At 71.3% G+C, this 18,930-nt stretch carries 15 protein-coding genes; 7 read left to right on the top strand and 8 right to left on the bottom strand.

Features of this window, described 5'->3' with window-relative positions; translation table 11 throughout:
• Positions 1–43: 43 nt before the first annotated feature.
• On the bottom strand, positions 44–484 hold the full coding sequence (locus ACZ60Q_RS17990; RefSeq protein ID WP_007452526.1) for a MarR family winged helix-turn-helix transcriptional regulator: 441 nt from the start codon (positions 482–484) through the stop codon (positions 44–46).
• Positions 485–618: 134 nt separating this feature from the next.
• Between ACZ60Q_RS17990 and ACZ60Q_RS17985 the strand changes: the two genes are divergently transcribed.
• Positions 619–858: a hypothetical protein gene (locus ACZ60Q_RS17985; RefSeq protein ID WP_469635090.1), complete on the top strand. Its 240-nt coding sequence runs from the start codon at positions 619–621 to the stop codon at positions 856–858.
• Here ACZ60Q_RS17985 and ACZ60Q_RS17980 read toward each other — a convergent pair.
• Positions 851–2,305: an NCS2 family permease gene (locus ACZ60Q_RS17980; RefSeq protein ID WP_469635088.1), complete on the bottom strand. Its 1,455-nt coding sequence runs from the start codon at positions 2,303–2,305 to the stop codon at positions 851–853. The genes ACZ60Q_RS17985 and ACZ60Q_RS17980 overlap by 8 nt on opposite strands.
• Positions 2,306–2,515: 210 nt before the next feature.
• Between ACZ60Q_RS17980 and ACZ60Q_RS17975 the strand changes: the two genes are divergently transcribed.
• A complete protein-coding gene (locus ACZ60Q_RS17975) occupies positions 2,516–2,848 on the top strand; it encodes a DUF2530 domain-containing protein (protein ID WP_469635085.1) in 333 nt (110 codons plus the stop codon).
• A gap of 111 nt (positions 2,849–2,959) precedes the next feature.
• Positions 2,960–5,500 carry an HAD-IC family P-type ATPase gene (locus ACZ60Q_RS17970; protein ID WP_469635082.1) on the top strand — a complete coding sequence of 847 codons (2,541 nt, stop codon included), beginning with the start codon at positions 2,960–2,962 and terminating at the stop codon, positions 5,498–5,500.
• A gap of 64 nt (positions 5,501–5,564) precedes the next feature.
• Here ACZ60Q_RS17970 and ACZ60Q_RS17965 read toward each other — a convergent pair whose 3' ends face one another.
• From ACZ60Q_RS17965 to ACZ60Q_RS17950, 4 genes are all read right to left on the bottom strand, one after another.
• Positions 5,565–6,422 (bottom strand): DUF5707 domain-containing protein, encoded by an 858-nt coding sequence (locus tag ACZ60Q_RS17965; protein WP_469635080.1) that lies wholly within the window; start codon positions 6,420–6,422, stop codon positions 5,565–5,567.
• A 213-nt stretch (positions 6,423–6,635) separates the two neighbouring features.
• A complete protein-coding gene (locus tag ACZ60Q_RS17960) occupies positions 6,636–7,508 on the bottom strand; it encodes a calcium-binding protein (protein WP_469635077.1) in 873 nt (290 codons plus the stop codon).
• 184 nt (positions 7,509–7,692) lie between these two features.
• Positions 7,693–10,908, bottom strand: a complete 3,216-nt coding sequence (locus ACZ60Q_RS17955) for a sacsin N-terminal ATP-binding-like domain-containing protein (protein ID WP_469635900.1) — start codon at positions 10,906–10,908, stop codon at positions 7,693–7,695.
• A 419-nt stretch (positions 10,909–11,327) separates the two neighbouring features.
• Entirely contained in the window at positions 11,328–12,257 is a 930-nt protein-coding gene (locus ACZ60Q_RS17950; protein WP_469635074.1) for a DUF3027 domain-containing protein, read from the bottom strand.
• Positions 12,258–12,673: 416 nt separating this feature from the next.
• Between ACZ60Q_RS17950 and ACZ60Q_RS17945 the strand changes: the two genes are divergently transcribed.
• The 4 genes from ACZ60Q_RS17945 to ACZ60Q_RS17930 are packed head-to-tail and all read left to right on the top strand — an operon-like array spanning position 12,674 to position 16,230.
• A complete protein-coding gene (locus ACZ60Q_RS17945; RefSeq protein ID WP_469635072.1) occupies positions 12,674–14,110 on the top strand; it encodes an MFS transporter in 1,437 nt (478 codons plus the stop codon).
• Positions 14,111–14,137: 27 nt separating this feature from the next.
• Positions 14,138–14,614, top strand: coding sequence for a DUF2771 domain-containing protein (locus ACZ60Q_RS17940; protein WP_469635070.1), 477 nt, complete (start codon positions 14,138–14,140; stop codon positions 14,612–14,614).
• Positions 14,615–14,666: 52 nt separating this feature from the next.
• Positions 14,667–15,374, top strand: coding sequence for a futalosine hydrolase (locus ACZ60Q_RS17935; RefSeq protein ID WP_469635067.1), 708 nt, complete (start codon positions 14,667–14,669; stop codon positions 15,372–15,374).
• A complete protein-coding gene (locus ACZ60Q_RS17930) occupies positions 15,352–16,230 on the top strand; it encodes a 1,4-dihydroxy-6-naphthoate synthase (protein WP_469635065.1) in 879 nt (292 codons plus the stop codon). The genes ACZ60Q_RS17935 and ACZ60Q_RS17930 overlap by 23 nt, the downstream gene beginning before the upstream one ends.
• Positions 16,231–16,503: 273 nt before the next feature.
• Here ACZ60Q_RS17930 and ACZ60Q_RS17925 read toward each other — a convergent pair whose 3' ends face one another.
• Together ACZ60Q_RS17925 and ACZ60Q_RS17920 are read right to left on the bottom strand one after the other, a co-directional pair.
• The gene (locus ACZ60Q_RS17925) at positions 16,504–16,887 is read right to left on the bottom strand and encodes a cold-shock protein (RefSeq protein ID WP_097956549.1); all 384 of its coding nucleotides are present in this window, start codon (positions 16,885–16,887) and stop codon (positions 16,504–16,506) included.
• Positions 16,888–17,116: 229 nt separating this feature from the next.
• The gene (locus tag ACZ60Q_RS17920; RefSeq protein ID WP_469635063.1) at positions 17,117–18,856 is read right to left on the bottom strand and encodes a recombinase family protein; all 1,740 of its coding nucleotides are present in this window, start codon (positions 18,854–18,856) and stop codon (positions 17,117–17,119) included.
• Between the last annotated feature and the right edge of the window lie 74 nt (positions 18,857–18,930).

Genomic DNA, 18,930 nt, shown 5'->3' with positions numbered 1-18,930 from the left:
CTTTCCGGTCCGGCGGCGGTTCATCGTCGGCGCGCCCGCGGGGTCACAGGTGGGCGAGCTTCTCCAGCACGGGCGCGGCGGCCCGTAGCGTCTCCCACTCGTCCTCGTCCAGGCCCTCGGCGAGGTGGGACAGCCAGGCGTTCCGCTTGGTGCGGCTCTCCGCGAGCATGGCCTCGGCCTGCTCGGTCTGGCTGACCCTCTTCTGCCGACGGTCATCGGGGTGCGGTTCCAGCCTGACCAGCCCCTTCGCCTCCAGCAGCGCGACGATGCGGGTCATCGACGGGGGCTGCACGTGCTCCTTGCGGGCCAGCTCACCGGGGGTGGCCGAGCCGCAGCGGGCAAGGGTGCCGAGCACCGACATCTCGGTGGGGCTCAGCGACTCGTCGACGCGTTGGTGCTTGAGACGACGGCCCAGCAGCATCACGGCGGAGCGGAGGGAGCTCACGGCGGCGGCACTGTCGCCGTCGTGGATCAGGTCAGGCATGTTTGTTAGCGTAACTCATTACCCAACCTAAATACCACCTGCTGGTACACGCGCGAGAAACTGATCACCCGAACGAGTGAGTTAGAAGCGGAAAGTGACGCGAAGGGCGCTCCGGGGCGGCAACCCTGCTGGACATGGGATCGACAGTGCTCAGCCTGCGGATGGACGGTGAGCTGCTCGACCGGCTCCGGCAGCACGCCGCGAAACGCGGAATGAGCGTCCAGGACTATGTGGTCCGGACGCTCATGCGCGACGACTTCGACGAACGCTTCAAGGCGGCCGTCGAGGAGACGGAGAAGTTCTACGGCGACTCCAGGGGAGGCGTGACGCCACCGGTCGCCTCCAGGAGGGGCGTGACGCCACCGGTCACGTGAGGCCGAGCGCCGGCATCGCGTAGTAGAAGACGAAGACCGCCGACACCACGTACATCGCGATCGGGACCTCACGGCCCCGGCCCGCCGCCAGCCGCAGCACGGAGAAGGCGACGAAGCCGATGCCGATGCCGTTGGTGATCGAGTACGTGAACGGCATCATCACCATCGCGAGGAACGCCGGAACCGCGAGCGTGTAGTCGCTCCAGTCGATGTCCCGCACCGAGCCCGCGATGATCAGGAAGCCGACCGCCAGCAGGGCGGGAGTGGCCGCCTGCGACGGGACCATGGTCGCCAGCGGCGTGAGGAACAGCGCCACCGAGAAGAGCAGGCCGGTCACCACGCTCGCCAGACCGGTGCGGGCACCTTCACCGACGCCCGCGGTGGACTCCACGAAGCACGTGGTGGCGGAGGAGGAGCTCGCACCGCCCGCGGCGACCGCGATGCCGTCCACGAACAGCACCTTGTTGATGCCGGGGAAGTTGCCTTCCCTGTCCATCAGCTTCGCCTCGTCGCCGACGCCCAGGATGGTGCCCATCGCGTCGAAGAAGCAGGACAGCAGCACGGTGAAGACGAACAGGGCCCCGGTCAGGACGCCGACCTTCCCGAAGCCACCGAACAGGCTGACCTCGCCGAGCAGCCCGAAGTCCGGCGCCGAGACCGGGTTGCCCGGCCACGCGGGCGTCGTCAGGCCCCACGCCCCGTCGGGCAGGCCGGCCACCGCGTCGATGACCAGGGCGAGTGCCGTCATGGCGACGATCGAGATCAGGATCGCGCCGGGCACCTTGCGCACGATCAGCGCGAGCGTGAGCAGCGCGCCGAGGACGAAGACGAGCACCGGCCAGCCGTCGAGGTGGCCGCTGCCACCGAGCTGGAGCGGCACGGTGGTGTGTGCGGCGTCCGGGATGCGCGAGACGAAGCCCGAGTCGACGAGGCCGATCAGCAGGATGAAGAGGCCGATCCCGATCGCGATGCCCTTGCGGAGCGACTTCGGCACGGCGTTCATCACGCGTTCCCGCAGCCCGGTGGCGACCAGCAGCATCACCACGATGCCCGCGAGGACGACCATGCCCATCGCGTCCGGCCAGCTCATCCGGGGAGCGAGCTGGAGCGCGACGACCGTGTTGACGCCGAGACCCGCGGCGAGCGCGATCGGCACGTTGCCGATGACGCCCATCAGCAGGGTGGAGAACGCGGCGGACAGCACGGTGGCGGTGACCAGCTGACCGTTGTCGAGCTGGTTGCCGTACATGTCCTTCGCGCTGCCCAGGATGATCGGGTTGAGCACGATGATGTACGCCATCGCGAAGAACGTGGCGAACCCGCCGCGGAACTCGCGGGCGACGGTCGACCCCCGCTCGGAGATCTTGAAGAACCGGTCCAGGCTGCCCTGGGACTGCGGGACCGAGGGGGGCGGGGAGTCGACCGGAGCGGTGGCCGAGGGGGGCATGGGTGACCTCAGTCGTACGTAGAGGGGTGGGCGCGATGGGCGAAAGGTGATCGAAATTGGACGTTCAGACGAACAAAACGAGCCAGCCCAGAGCAGATTCAGTATGAATACATCAAGCGAAGATCGCTATCTCCGCGCGTAGACCCGCGTGGCCCCTCGGGCCGACCGGGCCGGGCACCCCCCGATCGGGTGGCCCCATACACTGAACTCATGGAGAAGTGGACACCGAAGCACGAGGCGCCCGAACCCCTGGAGGGCCCCGTCGTCGCCACCGTCGTCGGCGGCACGATCCTCTGGTTCGTCCTCTTCCTCGTACAGCTCCCCTTCTACGGCTGGTTCGTCGACCACGGCCACACCTGGTGGGTGTGGACCCCGCTGGCCGGGGCCGCGCTCGGCCTGATCGGCATCTGGTACGTCCGGGGTCGCGACGCCGCCCTCGAACGGCACGCGGCCGAGGCCGAGGCCAAGGACGCCGCGGGGGCGGAGGCGACCGGCGGCACGCCGGGCGTCGACCCGGCGGACCGCCCCGACCGGACCGCCTGACCTCGTCGGACGCGCTCCCGTACGACCACGGGACCGACTTCGTCCACCCCTGGTCGGATCTTCGCCCCTCCCGGGGGGTGGTTCCCCACACACGCCCGTACCGTCGGGACCATGACGCAGCGGGCACTCGATTCCTCCGGGGACCAGACCCCCGGACCCGGGGAGCAGTCCCCCGGACCCTCCCGGCCGGCCATGATCGACGCGGGGGCCGAACTCGACCCCGTCCATCCCATGGAGCCACCGCCGGCCCGACGGCGGTGCGGTCTGAGCACCGTCGAGGTCGCCGAACGGGTCGCGCGCGGCGAGGTCAACGACGTACCCGTACGTTCTTCACGCTCGGTCACCGAGATCGTCCGGGCCAACGTCTTCACCCGGTTCAACCTGATCATCGGCGTGCTCTGGGTGATCATGCTGTTCGTCGCGCCGATCCAGGACAGCCTCTTCGGCTTCGTGATCATCGCCAACACCGGCATCGGCATCATCCAGGAGTGGCGCGCCAAGAAGACCCTGGACAGCCTCGCGGTGATCGGCGAGGCGAAGCCGACCGTGCGGCGCGACGGGGTCGCCGCCGACATCTCCGCCTCCGGGATCGTCCTCGGCGACCTGGTCGAACTGGGGCCCGGGGACAAGGTGGTCGTGGACGGCACGGTCGCCGAGTCCGACAGCCTGGAGATCGACGAGTCGCTGCTCACCGGGGAGGCCGACCCGGTGATCAAGCGGACCGGCGACCCGGTGATGTCCGGCAGCTTCGTCGTCGCGGGCGGCGGCGCGTTCACCGCGACCAAAGTGGGCCGCGAAGCGTACGCCGCGCAGCTCGCCGAGGAGGCGTCGCGCTTCACGCTCGTCCACTCGGAGCTGCGCAGCGGTATCAGCACGATCCTGAAGTACGTCACCTGGATGATGGTGCCGACGGCGATCGGGCTGATCATCAGCCAGCTGGTCGTGAAGGACAACAACTTCAAGGACTCCGTCGCCCGGACCGTCGGCGGCATCGTCCCGATGATCCCCGAGGGCCTGGTCCTGCTGACCTCGGTGGCCTTCGCCATCGGCGTCGTACGGCTGGGCCGCAAGCAGTGCCTGGTGCAGGAGCTGCCCGCCATCGAGGGCCTCGCCCGGGTCGACGTGGTCTGCCTGGACAAGACGGGGACCCTCACCGAGGGCGGCATGGACGTCACGGAGGTCCGGCCGCTCAACGGGAGCGACGAGGCGTACGTGAAGCGGGTGCTGCGGACCTTCGGCTCCTCGGACCCCCGGCCCAACGCCAGCCTCCAGGCCATCATCGACGCGTACCCCGCAGACGGCGGCGACGCTCACCCAGTGGCCGGCGGCGACGCACGTCCAGCGGCCGGCGGCGACGCGGAGAGCTGGACGGTCACCGGAGCGATGCCGTTCTCCTCGGCCCGCAAGTACAGCGGCGCGGCGTTCGCGGAGGCCGACGGAACGGCCTCCGCGTGGCTGCTGGGCGCCCCTGACGTGCTGCTGTCCGAGGGTGACGCCACCCTCACCGAGATCGAGCACCTCAACAAGCAGGGCCTGCGGGTGCTGCTGCTGGCCCGCGCCGAGGGCGAGCTGAACGCGCCCGGCGCGGCGGCCGGGGCCGCTCCCACCGCCCTGGTCGTCCTGGAGCAGCGGCTGCGTCCTGACGCGGCCGGGACACTCGCCTACTTCGCCGAGCAGAACGTGGCCACCAAGGTCATCTCCGGTGACAACGCGGTCTCGGTCGGCGCGGTCGCCGGGAAGCTGGGCCTCGCGGGCGCCGAGAACACGCTGGACGCCCGCCGGCTGCCCACCGACCCCGACGAGATGGCCACGGCCATGGAGAACAACGCGGTCTTCGGGCGGGTCACCCCGCAGCAGAAGCGGGACATGGTCGGGGCCCTCCAGTCGCGCGGCCACACGGTCGCCATGACCGGCGACGGAGTCAACGACGTGCTGGCCCTCAAGGACGCCGACATCGGCGTGTCGATGGGCTCGGGCTCGGAGGCGACGCGGGCGGTGGCGCAGATCGTGCTGCTGAACAACAGCTTCGCGACGCTGCCGTCGGTCGTCGCCGAGGGCCGCCGGGTGATCGGCAACATCACCCGCGTCGCGACGCTCTTCCTCACCAAGACGGTCTACTCGGTGCTCCTGGCGATCCTGGTGGTCTGCACCCAGGTGGAGTACCCGTTCCTGCCGAGGCACCTGACGCTGCTGGCCACGCTGACCATCGGCGTCCCCGCGTTCTTCCTGGCGCTCGCGCCCAACAAGGAACGCGCCCAGCCCCACTTCGTACGCCGGGTCATGCGGTACGCGATCCCCTCGGGCGTCATCGCGGGGGCCGCCACCTTCACCACGTACCTGGTGGCGCGGCACCACTACAGCGGCGAGGGCGCGCTGGAGGCCGAAACGAGCGCGGCGACGCTGACGCTGTTCCTGGTCGCGATGTGGGTCCTGGCGATCATCGCCCGCCCCTACACATGGTGGCGCGTCGGCCTGGTGGCGGCGATGGGGCTGGGCTTCCTGATCGTGCTCGTGGTGCCGTGGCTCCAGGACTTCTTCGCGCTGAAGCTGGTGGGCGCGCCGATGCCGTGGACGGCGGTCGGCATCGCGGTGGCGGCGGCGGCCCTGCTGGAGTTCACCTGGCGCTGGGTGGGGCGGCGTTTCGGGGGGTAGGGCGCGGGCACGGAGAAGCCCCCGGGAGGACGGCTGTCCTCCCGGGGGCCTGTGCCTGTCGGTACTACTTCACGTCGAGGGAGTCGCCCTTGGCCGAGACGGCCGGGGTGCTCGGCGTGCCGGCGAAGCTGTAGCGCCAGCTGCCGTCCTTGGACGCCTTGACGGTGGTCTTCAGGGCGCCGGAGGAGCTGGTCTTGACCGTCTTGACGGTCGTGTAGCTCTTGGCGCCCTTCTTCTTGAACTGGAGCTTCACGGACTGCTTGCTGTAGCCCTTGTACGTGCCGGTGTCCCAGTTGGCACGGGTCAGCTTGCCGGTGACCGTGATGGTCTTGCCCTTCTTCACGGGCTCCGGGGAGGCGTTCACGGTCAGCTTGGAGAAGCGCTGGACGCGGACCTTGGAGACCGAGTCGCGCTCCAGCTCCTGGCCGTCCTTGACGTCGGCCACCGCCCCGACGCGCCACCAGGTCGCGTCCGAGTTGAGCATCAGCGCCGGGTCGAGGGTGATGGTGCCCTTGCAGGTCGTGGTGGTCGCGCTGACCACCTTGCAGGACACCGACTTCTCGTTCGGGCCGAAGCCGAAGCTGTTCTCGTCGTCGACGGACGCGCCGATCCAGATGAACACGGCGGCGCCGGCGATGCCGGAGTCGTCGGTGGCCGTCACGGTGTAGGGCACCGTCTGCTTCGACTTGGTGCCGAGGACGATCGGCTTGCCGCCGTTGACGACCGCCGAGGTGATCTTGGCGTCGCCGGCCTGCGTGGCGGCGAACGCACGCTTCGTCTTCTCCCCGGCAGCGGGCTGGGGGGCTGTGACGCCGTGGTCCAGGGTCCACGAACGACCGTCATCGGCCTGCGCGGCCGGTACTGCGAGAGCGGAAAGGGCCAGGGCGCCGGAAACGGCGGCCACGGTGGCACGAATTCGCATGTGTCCCCAAGTGGAGAAGGGGTCCCGGGGCGCGGTTGTGTCGCCAGCCCGGCGGGACCCATCTGATCCATGAGCCTCTTGGCTCACAGGAACAGACCGCCGAACCAGGTGAACGGTTGTGCGATCTATGACCTTCTCGTGAAGGCCATTCAGGGTAGCCGTGCGCCCGCCGCCCGCCCGTCCGGGGCCGACGGCGGGCGCACGACAGCACCGCTACTTGACGTCGAGGGAGTCGCCCTTGGCCGAGACGGCCGGGGTGGTGGACGTACCGGCGAAGCTGTAGCGCCAGTTGCCGTCCTTGGACGCCTTGACCGTGGTCTTCAGGGCGCCGGAGGAGCTGGTCTTGACCGTCTTGACGGTCGTGTAGCTCTTGGCGCCCTTCTTCTTGAACTGGAGCTTCACGGACTGCTTGCTGTAGCCCTTGTACGTGTTGGTGTCCCAGTTGGCGCGCGTGAGCTTGCCGGTGACCGTGATGGTCTTGCCCTTCTTCACGGGCTCCGGGGAGGCGTTCACGGTCAGCTTGGAGAACCGCTGGACGCGGGTCTTCGCCTGGGTGTCGTTCCAGATGAAGTCCTCGTCGCTGCCGGTGTCCGCGAGCGCCCCGACACCGACCTTCCAGGAACCGGCGAGGCTGCTCGTGTAGAGGTCGTCGGACTGCGGGTCGACCGTGATCGAGACGGTGCAGGTGGAGGTGGTCGGGTCCACCGAGACCTTGCACTTACCCGCCGGCTGCGTGGGGCCGAGGAACCCGTCGACCTCGTCGATGTTGCCGTGCCACAGGTAGGCGTAGGCGTCGGCGATGCCGGACGGCGACGAGGCCGTGACCGCGATGGTGAACTTCTGCTTGGACTTCGTGCCCACCACGATGTCCTTGCCGCCGTTGACGACGACCTTCTTGATGACGGGCACTTCGGCGGCACGGGCCGCACGGGCGGCGGGCGCGCCCGGCTCGGCGGCGAAGACGTCGGCGCCGGACGGCACGCTGAAGCCCGCCTCGGGCTTCTCGTCGGCCTGGACGGCCGGTACTGCGAGAGCGGAAAGGGCCAGGGCGCCGGAAACGGCGGCCACGGTGGCACGAATACGCATGTGTCCCCAAGTGGAGAAGGGGTCCCGGGGCGCGGTTGTGTCGCCAGCCCGGCGGGACCCATCTGATCCATGAGCCTCTTGGCTCACAGGAACAGACCGCCGAACCAGGTGAACGGTTGTACGAGGCTATGACTTTTCTGTGAAGCCCACGCCCTCACCGCGATCACCGCTGGATCGGGAGGCCTCAGTCGAACCAGCGGTCCCGGGCCAGCTCCTGGGTCCGGGACGGGTCCTCCAGCAGGGCCGCGACCTCGAAGCGTCGGGGCCACTGTCCCGCCGCCCAGGCCAGGCCGGCCGCCACACCCTCCAGGGTCGCGGCGTGGACGACCCCGTCCGGGGTGCGGCGCCAGTCCAGTTCGACGCCGCCCGCGCGGAGTTCGCGGTGCTCGACGTACGTGTCCGGGGTGCCGGGACCGAGCAGGACGCGGACCGGGGCGGGCACGCGGTGCTCCTCACCCTCACTCGTCACCCCCGCCTCGATCATCTCGCCGAGCCGTCGCACCTGGAGCAGCTCGGCCAACTCGGCGGCCCGGGAAGGCGCTACGGGGAGCAGGGGCACTCCCCCGGTCAGCGGCAGCAGGTCGGGGGCGTCCGCGATCACGGCGTCCACCGCGTCGACCACCGCCGCCTCCCCGTCCACCACCGCGCGTAGCTCGTCCGGCAACGTCACCTGGTCCGGGTCCAGTTCGGCGAGGGCCGTGTAGAGCGCGTGCAGTTGCACGGGGGTGACGGGGCGGTCCTCGTCGGCGAGCCGGCCCAGCAGTTCGGCCGCGCCGCCCGGCTCGTCCAGAAGGGCCGCGACCGAGGTGCGCACCCCGAGGGCCCGCAGCACCTGGGCGTCGTCGAAGCCGGTCGCGTCCGCCTCGTCGTACAGCCCGGCGAGCCTCGGGTCGCCGCCCGCCGCGCGCAGTCCGGCCGGGCGGCGGCCGTCCAGCACCGGGTGGTCGCGCAGCCACCACGCGGTGTAGGGGCGTACGGACTGCGTCGTCCCGTCCGGGAGCAGCACCCGGACCGGCTGCGTCAGCGCGTCGCGCAGCGGCGGCCGGGCCAGCATCGCGAGCGCCTGCGGCCAGGCGTCGTCGTCGACCAGGTCCAGATCCCGTACGGCGACGATCTCGGTGGCGACGGGCGGCACGGGGGTCCGGGGCAGCTGGTCGAGGAGGTCCTCGCACCAGACGTCGACGGCGTCCAGCAGCCCGGCGTCGTCGGGTTCGGCGAAGTCACCGTCGCGGGGCTCCAGTTCGTCCGGGTCCAGAACGACGTCGGTGGCCCGTACGAGGGCGAAGGTGGCGAGCACCCCGCAGGCGGTGAGCGGGCCCTCGCCCCAGCGGTCGGCCAGTTCCTGGTCGGCGAGGGCGAGCTCCCCCTCGCGCATGACCTGCGCGAACAGGCTCCCGGGAAGGACGAGTTCACCCGCCGGGGCCGGTTCGCCGTCCTCGTCGGGGAGGGCGAGCGCGCCGAGCCAGGGCTCGTCGCCGGGGGCCAGCTCGGCGTCCCGGACGAGGGTGAGCACGGTCTCGGCCAGCTCGTCGACGTCGAGCGCGTCCTCGTCCCAGATCTCCCCCGCGTCCAGCGAACCGGCGACGGCCGACCGCACTTGAGGGGTCGTCAGGACGGCGCGCGGGGTGGCGGGCAGAGCCCCGAGCTTCTCCAGCAGCGGGTGCGCGGCGTCCGGGTGGGCGACCTTGAGGCCGAGCCGGGAGAGCCGGGCGAGGGCGGGGCCGGTGAGCGCGTCCGGCAGCGGCAGCAGGACCTGTCGCGGCCCGATCGTGGTGCGCGGCGGGCGGCCCGCCCGCCCGGCGTCCGGGTCGCCCGCGAGCGGGACGGGCAGGCCGGTGAGCCGGTCGGGGTCGGTGCCCGCGAGGCTGTCGTAGAGCCGGTGCCACCACGCGGGGTCGCGCTCCAGACCGGCGAGGCGGTCGATGGCCTCGGTCAGGGGGACGCGGGCGACGCCGAGGGTGCGCAGCTCGGTGCGCCGCTCCAGGCCCGCGGGCAGCAGACAGGGCAGCACCTCGGCGAGCACGCGTACGGTTTCGGCCCCGACGCCCTCGACGACCTCTGCCTCCACGGGCCGCAGGGCGGCGGTGGCGGGGGCCTCGGAGGCGCCGTCGCGGTCCTCACGGTCCCAGTCGTCCGCCCAGCTCCGCTCGGCCTCGGCGTCCCGGGGCGCGGCGGGCTCCAGGAACGCGACCCGGGGCAGCCGGGCCAGGATCGCGCCGCGCAGGGCCCCGTCCAGGCCGCCCTTGCCCAGCGGCCCCGGCACCAGGTCGATGGTCCCGGTCGACACGGGCTGCCAGGCGCCCAGCAGCTCCGCGTACGCGTCGGCCGCCCGCTCCACCAGGAAGTCGGTCAGCGGCCCCGGCGCGGGGTGCCTGCGCGCGGTGTCCAGCGGGAGGGAGGCGATGAGCAGGGCGGGGATGCCGAGCGGTTCGTCGGTGGGCGTCGGGGCGTGCACGACGGATGCCGTACGGGGGTGGAGCGGGGCCCCCGCCTCGTCGACCGGGACCGCCCAGGTCACCGACCAGTGCGGGCGCAGCCGCTCCTCGACCGGGCGGTCGGCGAGCAGGGCGGGCTCGATGGGCCCGTGGTGGAGAACGGTGCGCCAGCGGCCCAGGCCTCGGGCGGAGTCGTCGATGTGCGTGTACGGGCCGTGGGCCGAACGGCTCAGGGTCCTCGTCCCGTCCGGCGTCTCGATGACGACCTCGTCCAGTCCGGGCAGCGTGAGCAGCAGCGCGTCGTCCACGGCGGCCAGCAGCCGGGCCACCAGGTCCTCGGCGGTGCCGTCGCGCAGCGGAAGCACGACGACGGTGTCGTACCCCTCGGGCGCGGAGCCCTCGGCGGGCAGCGGCAGGCGCAGCAGCGGCACGTGTCCGTCGCGGCGGCGCAGCTCGTCCCCGAGACCTGGGCTGCCGACGGCCGCGTCCCGGGCCAGCTCGCGCGCCTCGGCCAGGGACCAGCGCACGCCGCCGTGGAGGCCGAGCACCGCGGGCTCGTCGCTGACCGCGAGGACGGCGGCGAACCCGACGCCGAAGCGGCCGACGGAGGACTCGTGGCCCTCGCGCTTGGCGGAGGCCCGCAGGGTGCTCAGGGACTCCACGCCGGTGGCGTCGAGCGGCGCGCCGGTGTTCGCGGCGGCCAGCACGCAGCGGTTGTCCGGGTCGCCGGGGGCCGCCGGGTGCAGGGTGAGCCGGAGCTTGCCGGGGACGCGGGCACGGGCGGCGGCGTCGGCGGCGTTCTGGGCCAGCTCGACGACGAGGCGGTCGCGGTAGCCGCCGAGCGCGAGGTCCTCCTCGGCGTTGGCGTCCTCCCGGAACCGGGCGGGCCCGGCCCCCCACGCGTCGAGCACGCCGCGCCGCAGCCGTGCCGTCCCGAACGGATCGGCCCCCTCGGTCGCCTTCATGCTCACGCTCTCGACTCCGTCCGCTGGGTGGGGGACCGCGTATGCCTGTGCGGCCCCGTGTGCGCCCGAAGGTACCGCGCGCACCACCTCCGCCGTACCGGCCGACCCGGCCGACCCAGCCCGCCCGGCGGCTTTCCCAGCCCCGCCCGGCGGCTTTCCCAGCCCCGCCCGGCGGCTTTCCCAGGCCGTCCGGCGGCTTTCCCAGCCCGTCCGGCGATTGAGGACGGAACCCCTGCCTTGGTGGGCGTGCGGAAAATCAGGAGCCCCTGGGCACAGGGCCCCGCAAAGGCAAGCGACACCACGTCGACGGTTCCGTCCTCAAACGCCGGACGGGCTGAAACGGCCAACGTGCCCGGCTGAAACGGGCGTCACCGGGAAATCAAGCCCGTCCGGCGATTGAGGACACCGTGCGCGTCCCCTCAGGAGTGGCCCAGGTCCTCCGACGCCCCGTCCGTCTCGTCCGGCACGGAGCCCCCGCCCCGCTCCGCCCGCAGCGAGTACTCGTCCACCCGCATCGTGTCCAGCGCGTGCGGCGCCGGCTTCGGAGGCGCCGGCACCGCGGCCTCCGAGTGCCCGCCGCAGCCGTACGACAGCGACACCACATGCCCGTCCGCCGGGCCGAACTCGTTCGCGCACACTCCGAAGGCCTGCTTCAGGGAGCCCGTCATCGGGATCAGGAAGGCGCAGCTGACGCACGTCGCCGGGGCCGCCTGGGCCATCGGCGTCTTCGGGCCGAACGCCTCGTCCCAACGGTCGGCCGCCGCGTACAGCCCGTACCGGGACAGCACCCGCGCCCGGCGCGTACCGAGCTCGTCCGCGACCGCGGCGATGGACCCGCGGCTGGTGGCGGCCACCGGCCGGTCCGTCAGCTCGGCGTCCTGCGCGTCGACCAGCTCCGCCAGCTCCTCGGAGACCACCGAGTTCGGCGGCGGCTCGTCCTCGCCGGTCCAGCCGGGCTCCAGGCGCAGGTCCTCCGCCTCGGTGGGCAGCAGGTCGCCGGGGCCCATGTCGCCGGGGCGCAGCCGCTCGCTCCACGGCACCCATTCCGGCGCCAGGAGCGCGTCGGCCCCCGGCAGCAGCACCGTTTCGTCCAGGGTGACGTTCTTCGCGCGGGAGGCCCGCGCCACCGTCACCGCCCAGCGCCAGCCCCGGTAGCCGGGCTCCACGGCCTCGAAGTAGTGCGTGACGACCCGGTCTCCCTCGGAGACCACGCCGATGTGCTCACCGACCACACCGGGCGCGGCGGCCTCCTCCGCGGCCGCACGCGCGAGGTCCACCGCCTCGGCACACAGGCGGTCGGGAACGGGGGTCCGGGCCGTACGGCTTCGCGTCGTCGTCGCAGCACTCACAGGTCTTCGCTTCTCTCCATACGCCAGTCTCACGAGCGCGCCAGCTGCTGCACGATTGCCGTTTCGGCCAGACAAGTGCGGGCGGAGCGGACCTGGGGACCGCGTCGACGTCCACACCCGTTGTGCCTGCCTCGGGCGCGCCTTCTGCCACCCATTCTGCGGGATCGCCGAGAGGCGCGCGGCCAAGAACAACCGCCGGTGGCGCGTTACGCACGCTACCCTCTCCGCCGCTCCGCGCCCACCTGCCCGTCCCAAACGTGCCGTAACCGTTCCCGCCGGCTTCCCGCCGATGCCGGTCGGACGGCGGTGGTGGCAGTACCCCGGACGGTTCCGGCGCGCTCGCCCGACAGGGCGCCACACGCGCGTACGCGGCCGATCACCGTTCATACCGGCGAGGGTTGGGGCACTATGACGGGGTGACTTCCGCCAGGTCGCACGACGGTCCCGGCCCGCTCCGCAGGGCGGGACGGGCGACGGGCCGTGCCCTGCGCGCCCCGTTCACCGGCACGGCGCGCGGTATCCGCAAGGCGACACACGCCCACGGCGCGGGTGAGTCCGGTCTCGGAAAACTGATCGAACTGCACGCGGTGAACGGCGCGGGCGACGTCATGATCACGGTCGCGCTCGCCTCCACGGTCTTCTTCTCGGTGCCCACGGACGAGGCGCGGGGCAGGGTGGCCCTCTACCTCGCCATCACCATGGCCCCCTTCACCCTCCTCGCCCCGGTGATCGGCCCGCTCCTGGACCGGCTGCCGCACGGCCGCCGCGCCGCGATGGCGGGCGCGATGCTGGCCCGCGCGCTGCTGGCGATCACCATGTCGGGCGCGGTCGCCACGGGAGGTCTGGAGCTGTATCCGGCCGCACTGGGCGTCCTGGTCTGCTCGAAGGCGTACGGCGTGGTGCGCAGCGCGGTGGTGCCACGCCTGCTGCCACCCAAGTTTTCCCTGGTCAAGGCCAATTCCCGGGTCACCCTGGCCGGGCTGCTGGCCACCGGGGTGGCGGCCCCGATCGGCGCGGGCCTCCAGATGGTCGGCTCCGCCTGGCCGCTCTACGGGGCCTGCGCGATCTTCGCCGCAGGCACCTTCCTCGCCTTCACCCTGCCGCCCAAGGTCGACTCCGCGAAGGGCGAACGCCGGGCGCGGCTGATCGTCCCGCACCACGAGGACGCCGCGCCGCGGCCCGCTCCCGGAACGGGCCGCACCCGCGCGGGCCTCCGCAGAAGCGGTAAGGGGCAGAAACCGGCCAAGGAGCGCCCGCCGGGCCTGCGGTCCGTCGGCGGGTCCGTCCTGCACGGCCTCCAGGCCAACGCCGCGCACCGGGCGCTCTCCGGCTTCCTCATCTTCTTCCTGGCGTTCCTGCTGCGCGAGCACCCGCTGGCCGGGCAGAGCGCGGCGGTCTCGCTCGGCATCGTCGGCGTGGCGGCGGGGGTCGGCAACGCCTGCGGTACGGCGGTGGGCTCCTGGCTCAGGGCACGCGGCCCCGAGGTGATCATCGCGACGGTGCTGGGGCTCGCCCTGGGCGTCGCGGTCCTCGCCGCGGTCTTCTTCTCCACCCTGCTGGTCGCCGCGCTCGGCGCGGTCGCCGGATTCACCCAGGCGCTGTCCAAACTGTCGCTCGACGCGATGATCCAGCGGGACGTGCCCGAGGAGGTCCGCACCTCCGCGTTCGCCCGGTCCGAGACCTTGCTCCAGATGGCGTGGGTGGTCGGCGGCGGCATCGGCATCGCCCTGCCGCTCAACGCGGTGCTCGGCATGTCGGTCGCCGCGGGTATTCTCGCGCTCGGCGCGGCCACATCCGTACGGGGCCTCCTGGGGGCCGCGCGGCGCGGCACGCCGCACCCCCGCGTGGCATGAGCGGAGGCGAACGATAGCCTTCGGCCCATGACCGTTGCGTTCTTCTCCGGTAAGGGCCGTCGAATCGGCGTCGCTCTTGGTGCCGTGTCCGCGGGACTCCTTGTCCTGTCCGCCTGCGACAAGCCGACGCCGCTCGCCACCGTGACGGTCGGCAGCGACTCGGTGAACTCCGAGGCCGCCTGCTACAACGACGGCGACGCGATCAAGGAGTCCCTGATCCAGGGCTGCCTGAACAAGAAGGCCGAGAAGACCATCACGGTCTCCATGGACGACAAGGTCCGCTTCGGCGTCGACCCCGAGATCGCCGAGAACGGCTGGACGCTCTTCATCAACGGCCAGCAGGCCGAGCAGGAGCCGTACAAGAAGACCTACCGGACGATCCCCGGCAGCGCGTTCTTCGCCAGCCAGACGGGCCAGCCGTCCGAGAAGACGAACATCTCCATCGTGGAGACCAAGGGCAAGAAGCTCACGGGCATCTGGCAGTTCGAGCTCAAGAAGGACTGACCCGCTCCCCAGGAGCGCCCTTCCCCCCGCCCTCGACCCTGAGGCTGTAGCCGTGCGTGTGCTGGTCGTGACCGCTGTCCCGGTGGAACGGGACGCGGTCACGCGTGCGTTCGGGGGCACGCCGGAGACCGTGGCGCTGCCGGGGGGCGAGCTGCACCGCCGCGGCGCGTTCGACGTCCTGGCGGGCGGTGCCGGCCCGGCCGCCGCCGCCGCGGCCACCGCCTTCGCCCTGGCGTCGGCGTCCACGCCGTACGGGCTCGTCGTCTCGGCCGGGATCGGCGGGGCGTTCACCCCGCTGACGCCGCTCGGCTCGCTGGTCGTGGCGAGCGGCATCGTCGCCGCCGACCTGGGCGCCGACACCCCCGACGGTTTCCTCCCGGTCACCGCGCTCGGCTTCGGCCGCGACCGCTTCACTCCGCCGCCCGCGCTCGTACGGCGGGTGGCGGACGCCTCGGGCGCCGCCGCCGGCCCCGTCCTCACCGTCTCCACCGTGACCGGTAGCGCCGAACGTGCCGCCGGGCTGCTCGCCGCGCACCCGGGGGCGCTGGCCGAGGCGATGGAGGGCTTCGGGGTCGCGGAGGCCGCCGCCCGGGCCGACGTGCCCGTCACGGAACTGCGGGCCGTATCGAACGCCGTGGGCCCCCGCGACCGGAACGCCTGGCGCATCGGCGACGCGCTGGCGGCGCTCACGGACGCGTTCGGGAAGACGGCACCCGTACTGGAAGGCTGGAACCGGCATGACGACCGACACCGCGGCTAGCAGGGGCCCGGCGGGGGACGCGATCGAGATCGCCTTCTCCCCCTGCCCCAACGACACCTTCGTCTTCGACGCCTGGGCGCACGGCAGGGTCCCCGGCGCGCCCGCGCTGGACGTGACCTTCGCCGACATCGACATCACCAACGGCATGGCCGAGCGCGGTGAGTTGGATGTCCTGAAGGTGTCCTACGCCGTGCTGCCGTGGGTGCTCGACGACTACGCGCTGCTGCCGTGCGGCGGGGCGCTGGGCCGGGGCTGCGGTCCGCTGGTCCTCACCAAGGAGCTGGGCCTCGACCTGACCGGCCGGACCGTCGCCGTGCCGAGCGAGCGCTCGACGGCGTACCTGCTGTTCCGGCTCTGGGCGGCGGAGATGGTCCCGGGCGGCGTCGGCGAGGTCGTCGTGATGCCGTTCGACGAGATCATGCCCGCCGTACGGGACGGCAAGGTCGACGCGGGCCTGGTCATCCACGAGGCCCGCTTCACGTACCGGAACTTCGCTCTGCACAACCTCGCCGACATGGGCCGGCACTGGGAGGACACCACGGGCCTCCCGATTCCCCTCGGCGCGATCATCGCCAAGCGCTCCCTCGGCGAGGAGACCCTGCGCCGTCTGGCCGACTCGGTCCGCGGCTCGGTCCGGCTGGCCTGGGACCACCCGGAGGTCTCCCGGCCCTACGTCCTGGCGCACGCCCAGGAGATGGACCCGTCCGTCGCGGACCAGCACATCGGGCTGTACGTGAACGAGTTCACCGCCGACCTCGGCGAGGACGGCTACGCGGCGATCCGCGCCCTGCTGACCCGCGCGGCGGCCGAGGGACTGGTACCGCCGCTGGGCCCGGACGCGCTGGCGTTTCCCTGAACGGTCCGGAAGGACACCTCACGGTGCACACGTCGACCGCGTCGACCGCCCCGTTCACCCTGGTGTTCTGGAAGGAAGGCCGCACCCACGAGCGGCGGGCGGGCTACCGGGGCACGGCGGCGGAGTTCGGCGAGATCGTCCTCACCGCCCCGCTGACCCGCTCGGGCGCTGTGCGCGCGGCCCTGGGAAGGTCCACCCGGCTCTTCGCGGAGAGCCGGGCCCGACCACCCGTCGGGTCCGCGCCCCGACAGCGCCTCGGCGGGTCGCCGTCCGCTACACGTCGAGCTGGTCGGCGACCGCCCTCAGCAGGCCCGCGACCTTCGCGCCGGCGGCCTTGTCGGGGTAGCGGCCCCGCTCCAGCTGCGGCGTGATGTTCTCCAGGACCGTCGTCAGGTCCTGCACGATCGACGCCAGCTCGTCCGGCTTGCGGCGCTGCGCGGCCGCGACGGACGGAGTGGGGTCGAGGACCACCACGGAAAGGGCCTGGTCGCCGCGCTGGCCCGCGACCACGCCGAACTCCACGCGCTGGCCGGGCTTGAGGGCGTCGACCCCGGCAGGGAGAACCGACGAGTGGACGAAGACGTCGCCGCCGTCGTCGCGGGAGAGAAAGCCGAAGCCCTTCTCGCTGTTGAACCACTTGACCTTGCCGGTAGGCAAAGCACGCACCCCATTCCACCAGTCAGCCGAACCACTGTCGTCGCAAGTCAGGCTATCTAGCGCGTGCTCATGCCTGCCGTGTCACCTGGAAGCCTCCCCAGGTCTCTACCCCCCGTCAAGCCGATCCATCCATGTCGACCGTGGAGGATGGCTGAGTTTGACCGCCACCCGCCCGGGGTGGGAGAGACCTACACATAACAGCGCACGCGGGGAGGTAGGGACCCCCGTGTCACCAGGACACAACCTGCTCGGCGCCGTCACGCTCCACCTCATACGTGCGCAGTCGATCTCGGAGCGTCTTGGGCAGCTCGATCGATCCGTAGGTGTCGGCCGGCGTTTCGCGTGTCCCGGGGCCCTTGAGGAGGTGCGGGGACGCCCAGTGCTGGGGGACGTTCCAGCCGCGCCAGAGCCAGTCTGCCTGTTCCGGCATGACGAGTTTCTGCTCTTCCGCGATCCTGCCGATCTCGCCGAGGTCGAGCACGGCTCCGGAGCGGTTCCCTCGCACCATGCCCGGCAGGCAGTCACGCCAGACCCACATGGTCACCTTGTACTCGTTCAGGAAGGACCGGCGGTCGTCCTGGTCCTTCTCCGTCCAGACCTCGCCGTACAGACGGCCGGTCGCCTTGGTCTCGGGGTTTTTGCGCTCCTTCTCCTGCTTCTTGAGGTTCTGCACCTTCCGGGACAAGGACTTGTGCATCCGCCAGTAGGACTCCTCCTGACCTTCGGCGTCGTACTTCCCCGCGAGGAAGTCGGCCTCCAGCTTGGTAAGCCGCGCCGCGGCCGCTTCGAGTTCCTTCCTTCTTGAGGGGCTGGCGCCGACCCGCTCGTACTGCTCCCACTGGCCGACGCTGTCGATGACCATGCCTTCGGCGATCCGGTCCAGCTCTTCACACTCGACGTAGGCTCCCTTCTTGCAGGAGCCGCCACGGAATCGGCTGGTGCACCGGTAGTAGGACTTCGACGGAGATCGGGTGCCGTCCTTGCGCTTGGCACCGGAGGTCGAGACTCGGGCCAGCGGAGCGCCGCATTCTCCGCACTTGGCGATTCCGGCGAGGAGACTCTTGGCTGCTCGGTTCTCGGGCTCACCATCGCTCTTCCCGTGCGGGGCGATCCTTTCGACCAGGTCCAGCCACTCGCTCATTTCAGCGTGGGGCCGTTCGGGCATGATGTACGGCTCACCGTCGTCGTCGAGGACGGCTTCGCCCTTGTACGTGTAGATGCCGGGGAACCAGTTGGAGCGGACCATCTTGTTGATGATGGTGGCCTGCCACATGACACCCTTCGGCTCCAGGCCCTTCAGCACCCGCTGGTGATCACTCCACGTCGGGATGCCCTTTTCATTGAGCTCCTTGGCAATCTTGTGTGTGGTCTGCCGCTTCTCGCTGATCCGCTTCTTGATGTCTTCGATGACGTCCCAATAGGTCTCATCCCGCGCAAGGATCTTCCGGCGTTCACCCTCGCAGGAGACAATCTTGTATCCGGCCGGGGGAGCACCGACGAGCCAGGACTTGTTTTCGAGGCGGGTCTGCACGCCGTTGAGGACGCGCGCCTGGATCGTGTCCCATTCGGCTTCGGCGAAGACGGCGGTGATCTGGGCCATCATCTTTCCGGGACCGGTGGAAAGATCGAAGCCCTCTTCGACGCAGACGATGAACTTGCCGTTGTCCTGGCACCACTTCAGCAGCTCGTTGAAGTGGAGGGCCCGCCGGGTGAACCGGTCGAGTCTGGAGGCGATCAGCACATCGAACTCGTCGTAGCGGTGGTTGAGCCACCGGCCGAGCTTGGGGCGCGTGAAAGGGGAGAGGCCGCCGGACACGTCAGTATCCTCGGCTTCGCCAACGAGGACACCCGCCACGTGCGGGGCGTGGATGTAGTGCTCGACACTTCGGCGCTGTCGCACGATCGCGGTCGACTCGTCGGAGTCGGATGACAGCCTCAGGCACGCCAGATAACGCAGTTCGGGTTCCATGATCGGAACGATACGTAACATGCGTGCTCAATGATCCTGCTTGACGTTGCTGGTAGGCACGCCAATACTTCGCC

This window comes from Streptomyces sp. NPDC104313, assembly GCF_055583985.1.
This window is presented reverse-complemented; position numbering and strand designations above follow the sequence as displayed.

What these genes read in the sequence shown, in the direction of transcription:
- ACZ60Q_RS17955 (WP_469635900.1), bottom strand. Translation starts at nt 10,908, where the DNA reads ATGAAGGCGACCGAGGGGGCCGATCCGTTCGGGACGGCACGGCTGCGG.
- ACZ60Q_RS17965 (WP_469635080.1), bottom strand. Translation starts at nt 6,422, where the DNA reads ATGCGAATTCGTGCCACCGTGGCCGCCGTTTCCGGCGCCCTGGCCCTT.
- ACZ60Q_RS17980 (WP_469635088.1), bottom strand. Translation starts at nt 2,305, where the DNA reads ATGCCCCCCTCGGCCACCGCTCCGGTCGACTCCCCGCCCCCCTCGGTC.
- ACZ60Q_RS17940 (WP_469635070.1), top strand. Translation starts at nt 14,138, where the DNA reads ATGACCGTTGCGTTCTTCTCCGGTAAGGGCCGTCGAATCGGCGTCGCT.
- ACZ60Q_RS17990 (WP_007452526.1), bottom strand. Translation starts at nt 484, where the DNA reads ATGCCTGACCTGATCCACGACGGCGACAGTGCCGCCGCCGTGAGCTCC.
- ACZ60Q_RS17975 (WP_469635085.1), top strand. Translation starts at nt 2,516, where the DNA reads ATGGAGAAGTGGACACCGAAGCACGAGGCGCCCGAACCCCTGGAGGGC.
- ACZ60Q_RS17970 (WP_469635082.1), top strand. Translation starts at nt 2,960, where the DNA reads ATGACGCAGCGGGCACTCGATTCCTCCGGGGACCAGACCCCCGGACCC.
- ACZ60Q_RS17930 (WP_469635065.1), top strand. Translation starts at nt 15,352, where the DNA reads ATGACGACCGACACCGCGGCTAGCAGGGGCCCGGCGGGGGACGCGATC.
- ACZ60Q_RS17960 (WP_469635077.1), bottom strand. Translation starts at nt 7,508, where the DNA reads ATGCGTATTCGTGCCACCGTGGCCGCCGTTTCCGGCGCCCTGGCCCTT.
- ACZ60Q_RS17985 (WP_469635090.1), top strand. Translation starts at nt 619, where the DNA reads ATGGGATCGACAGTGCTCAGCCTGCGGATGGACGGTGAGCTGCTCGAC.
- ACZ60Q_RS17920 (WP_469635063.1), bottom strand. Translation starts at nt 18,856, where the DNA reads ATGGAACCCGAACTGCGTTATCTGGCGTGCCTGAGGCTGTCATCCGAC.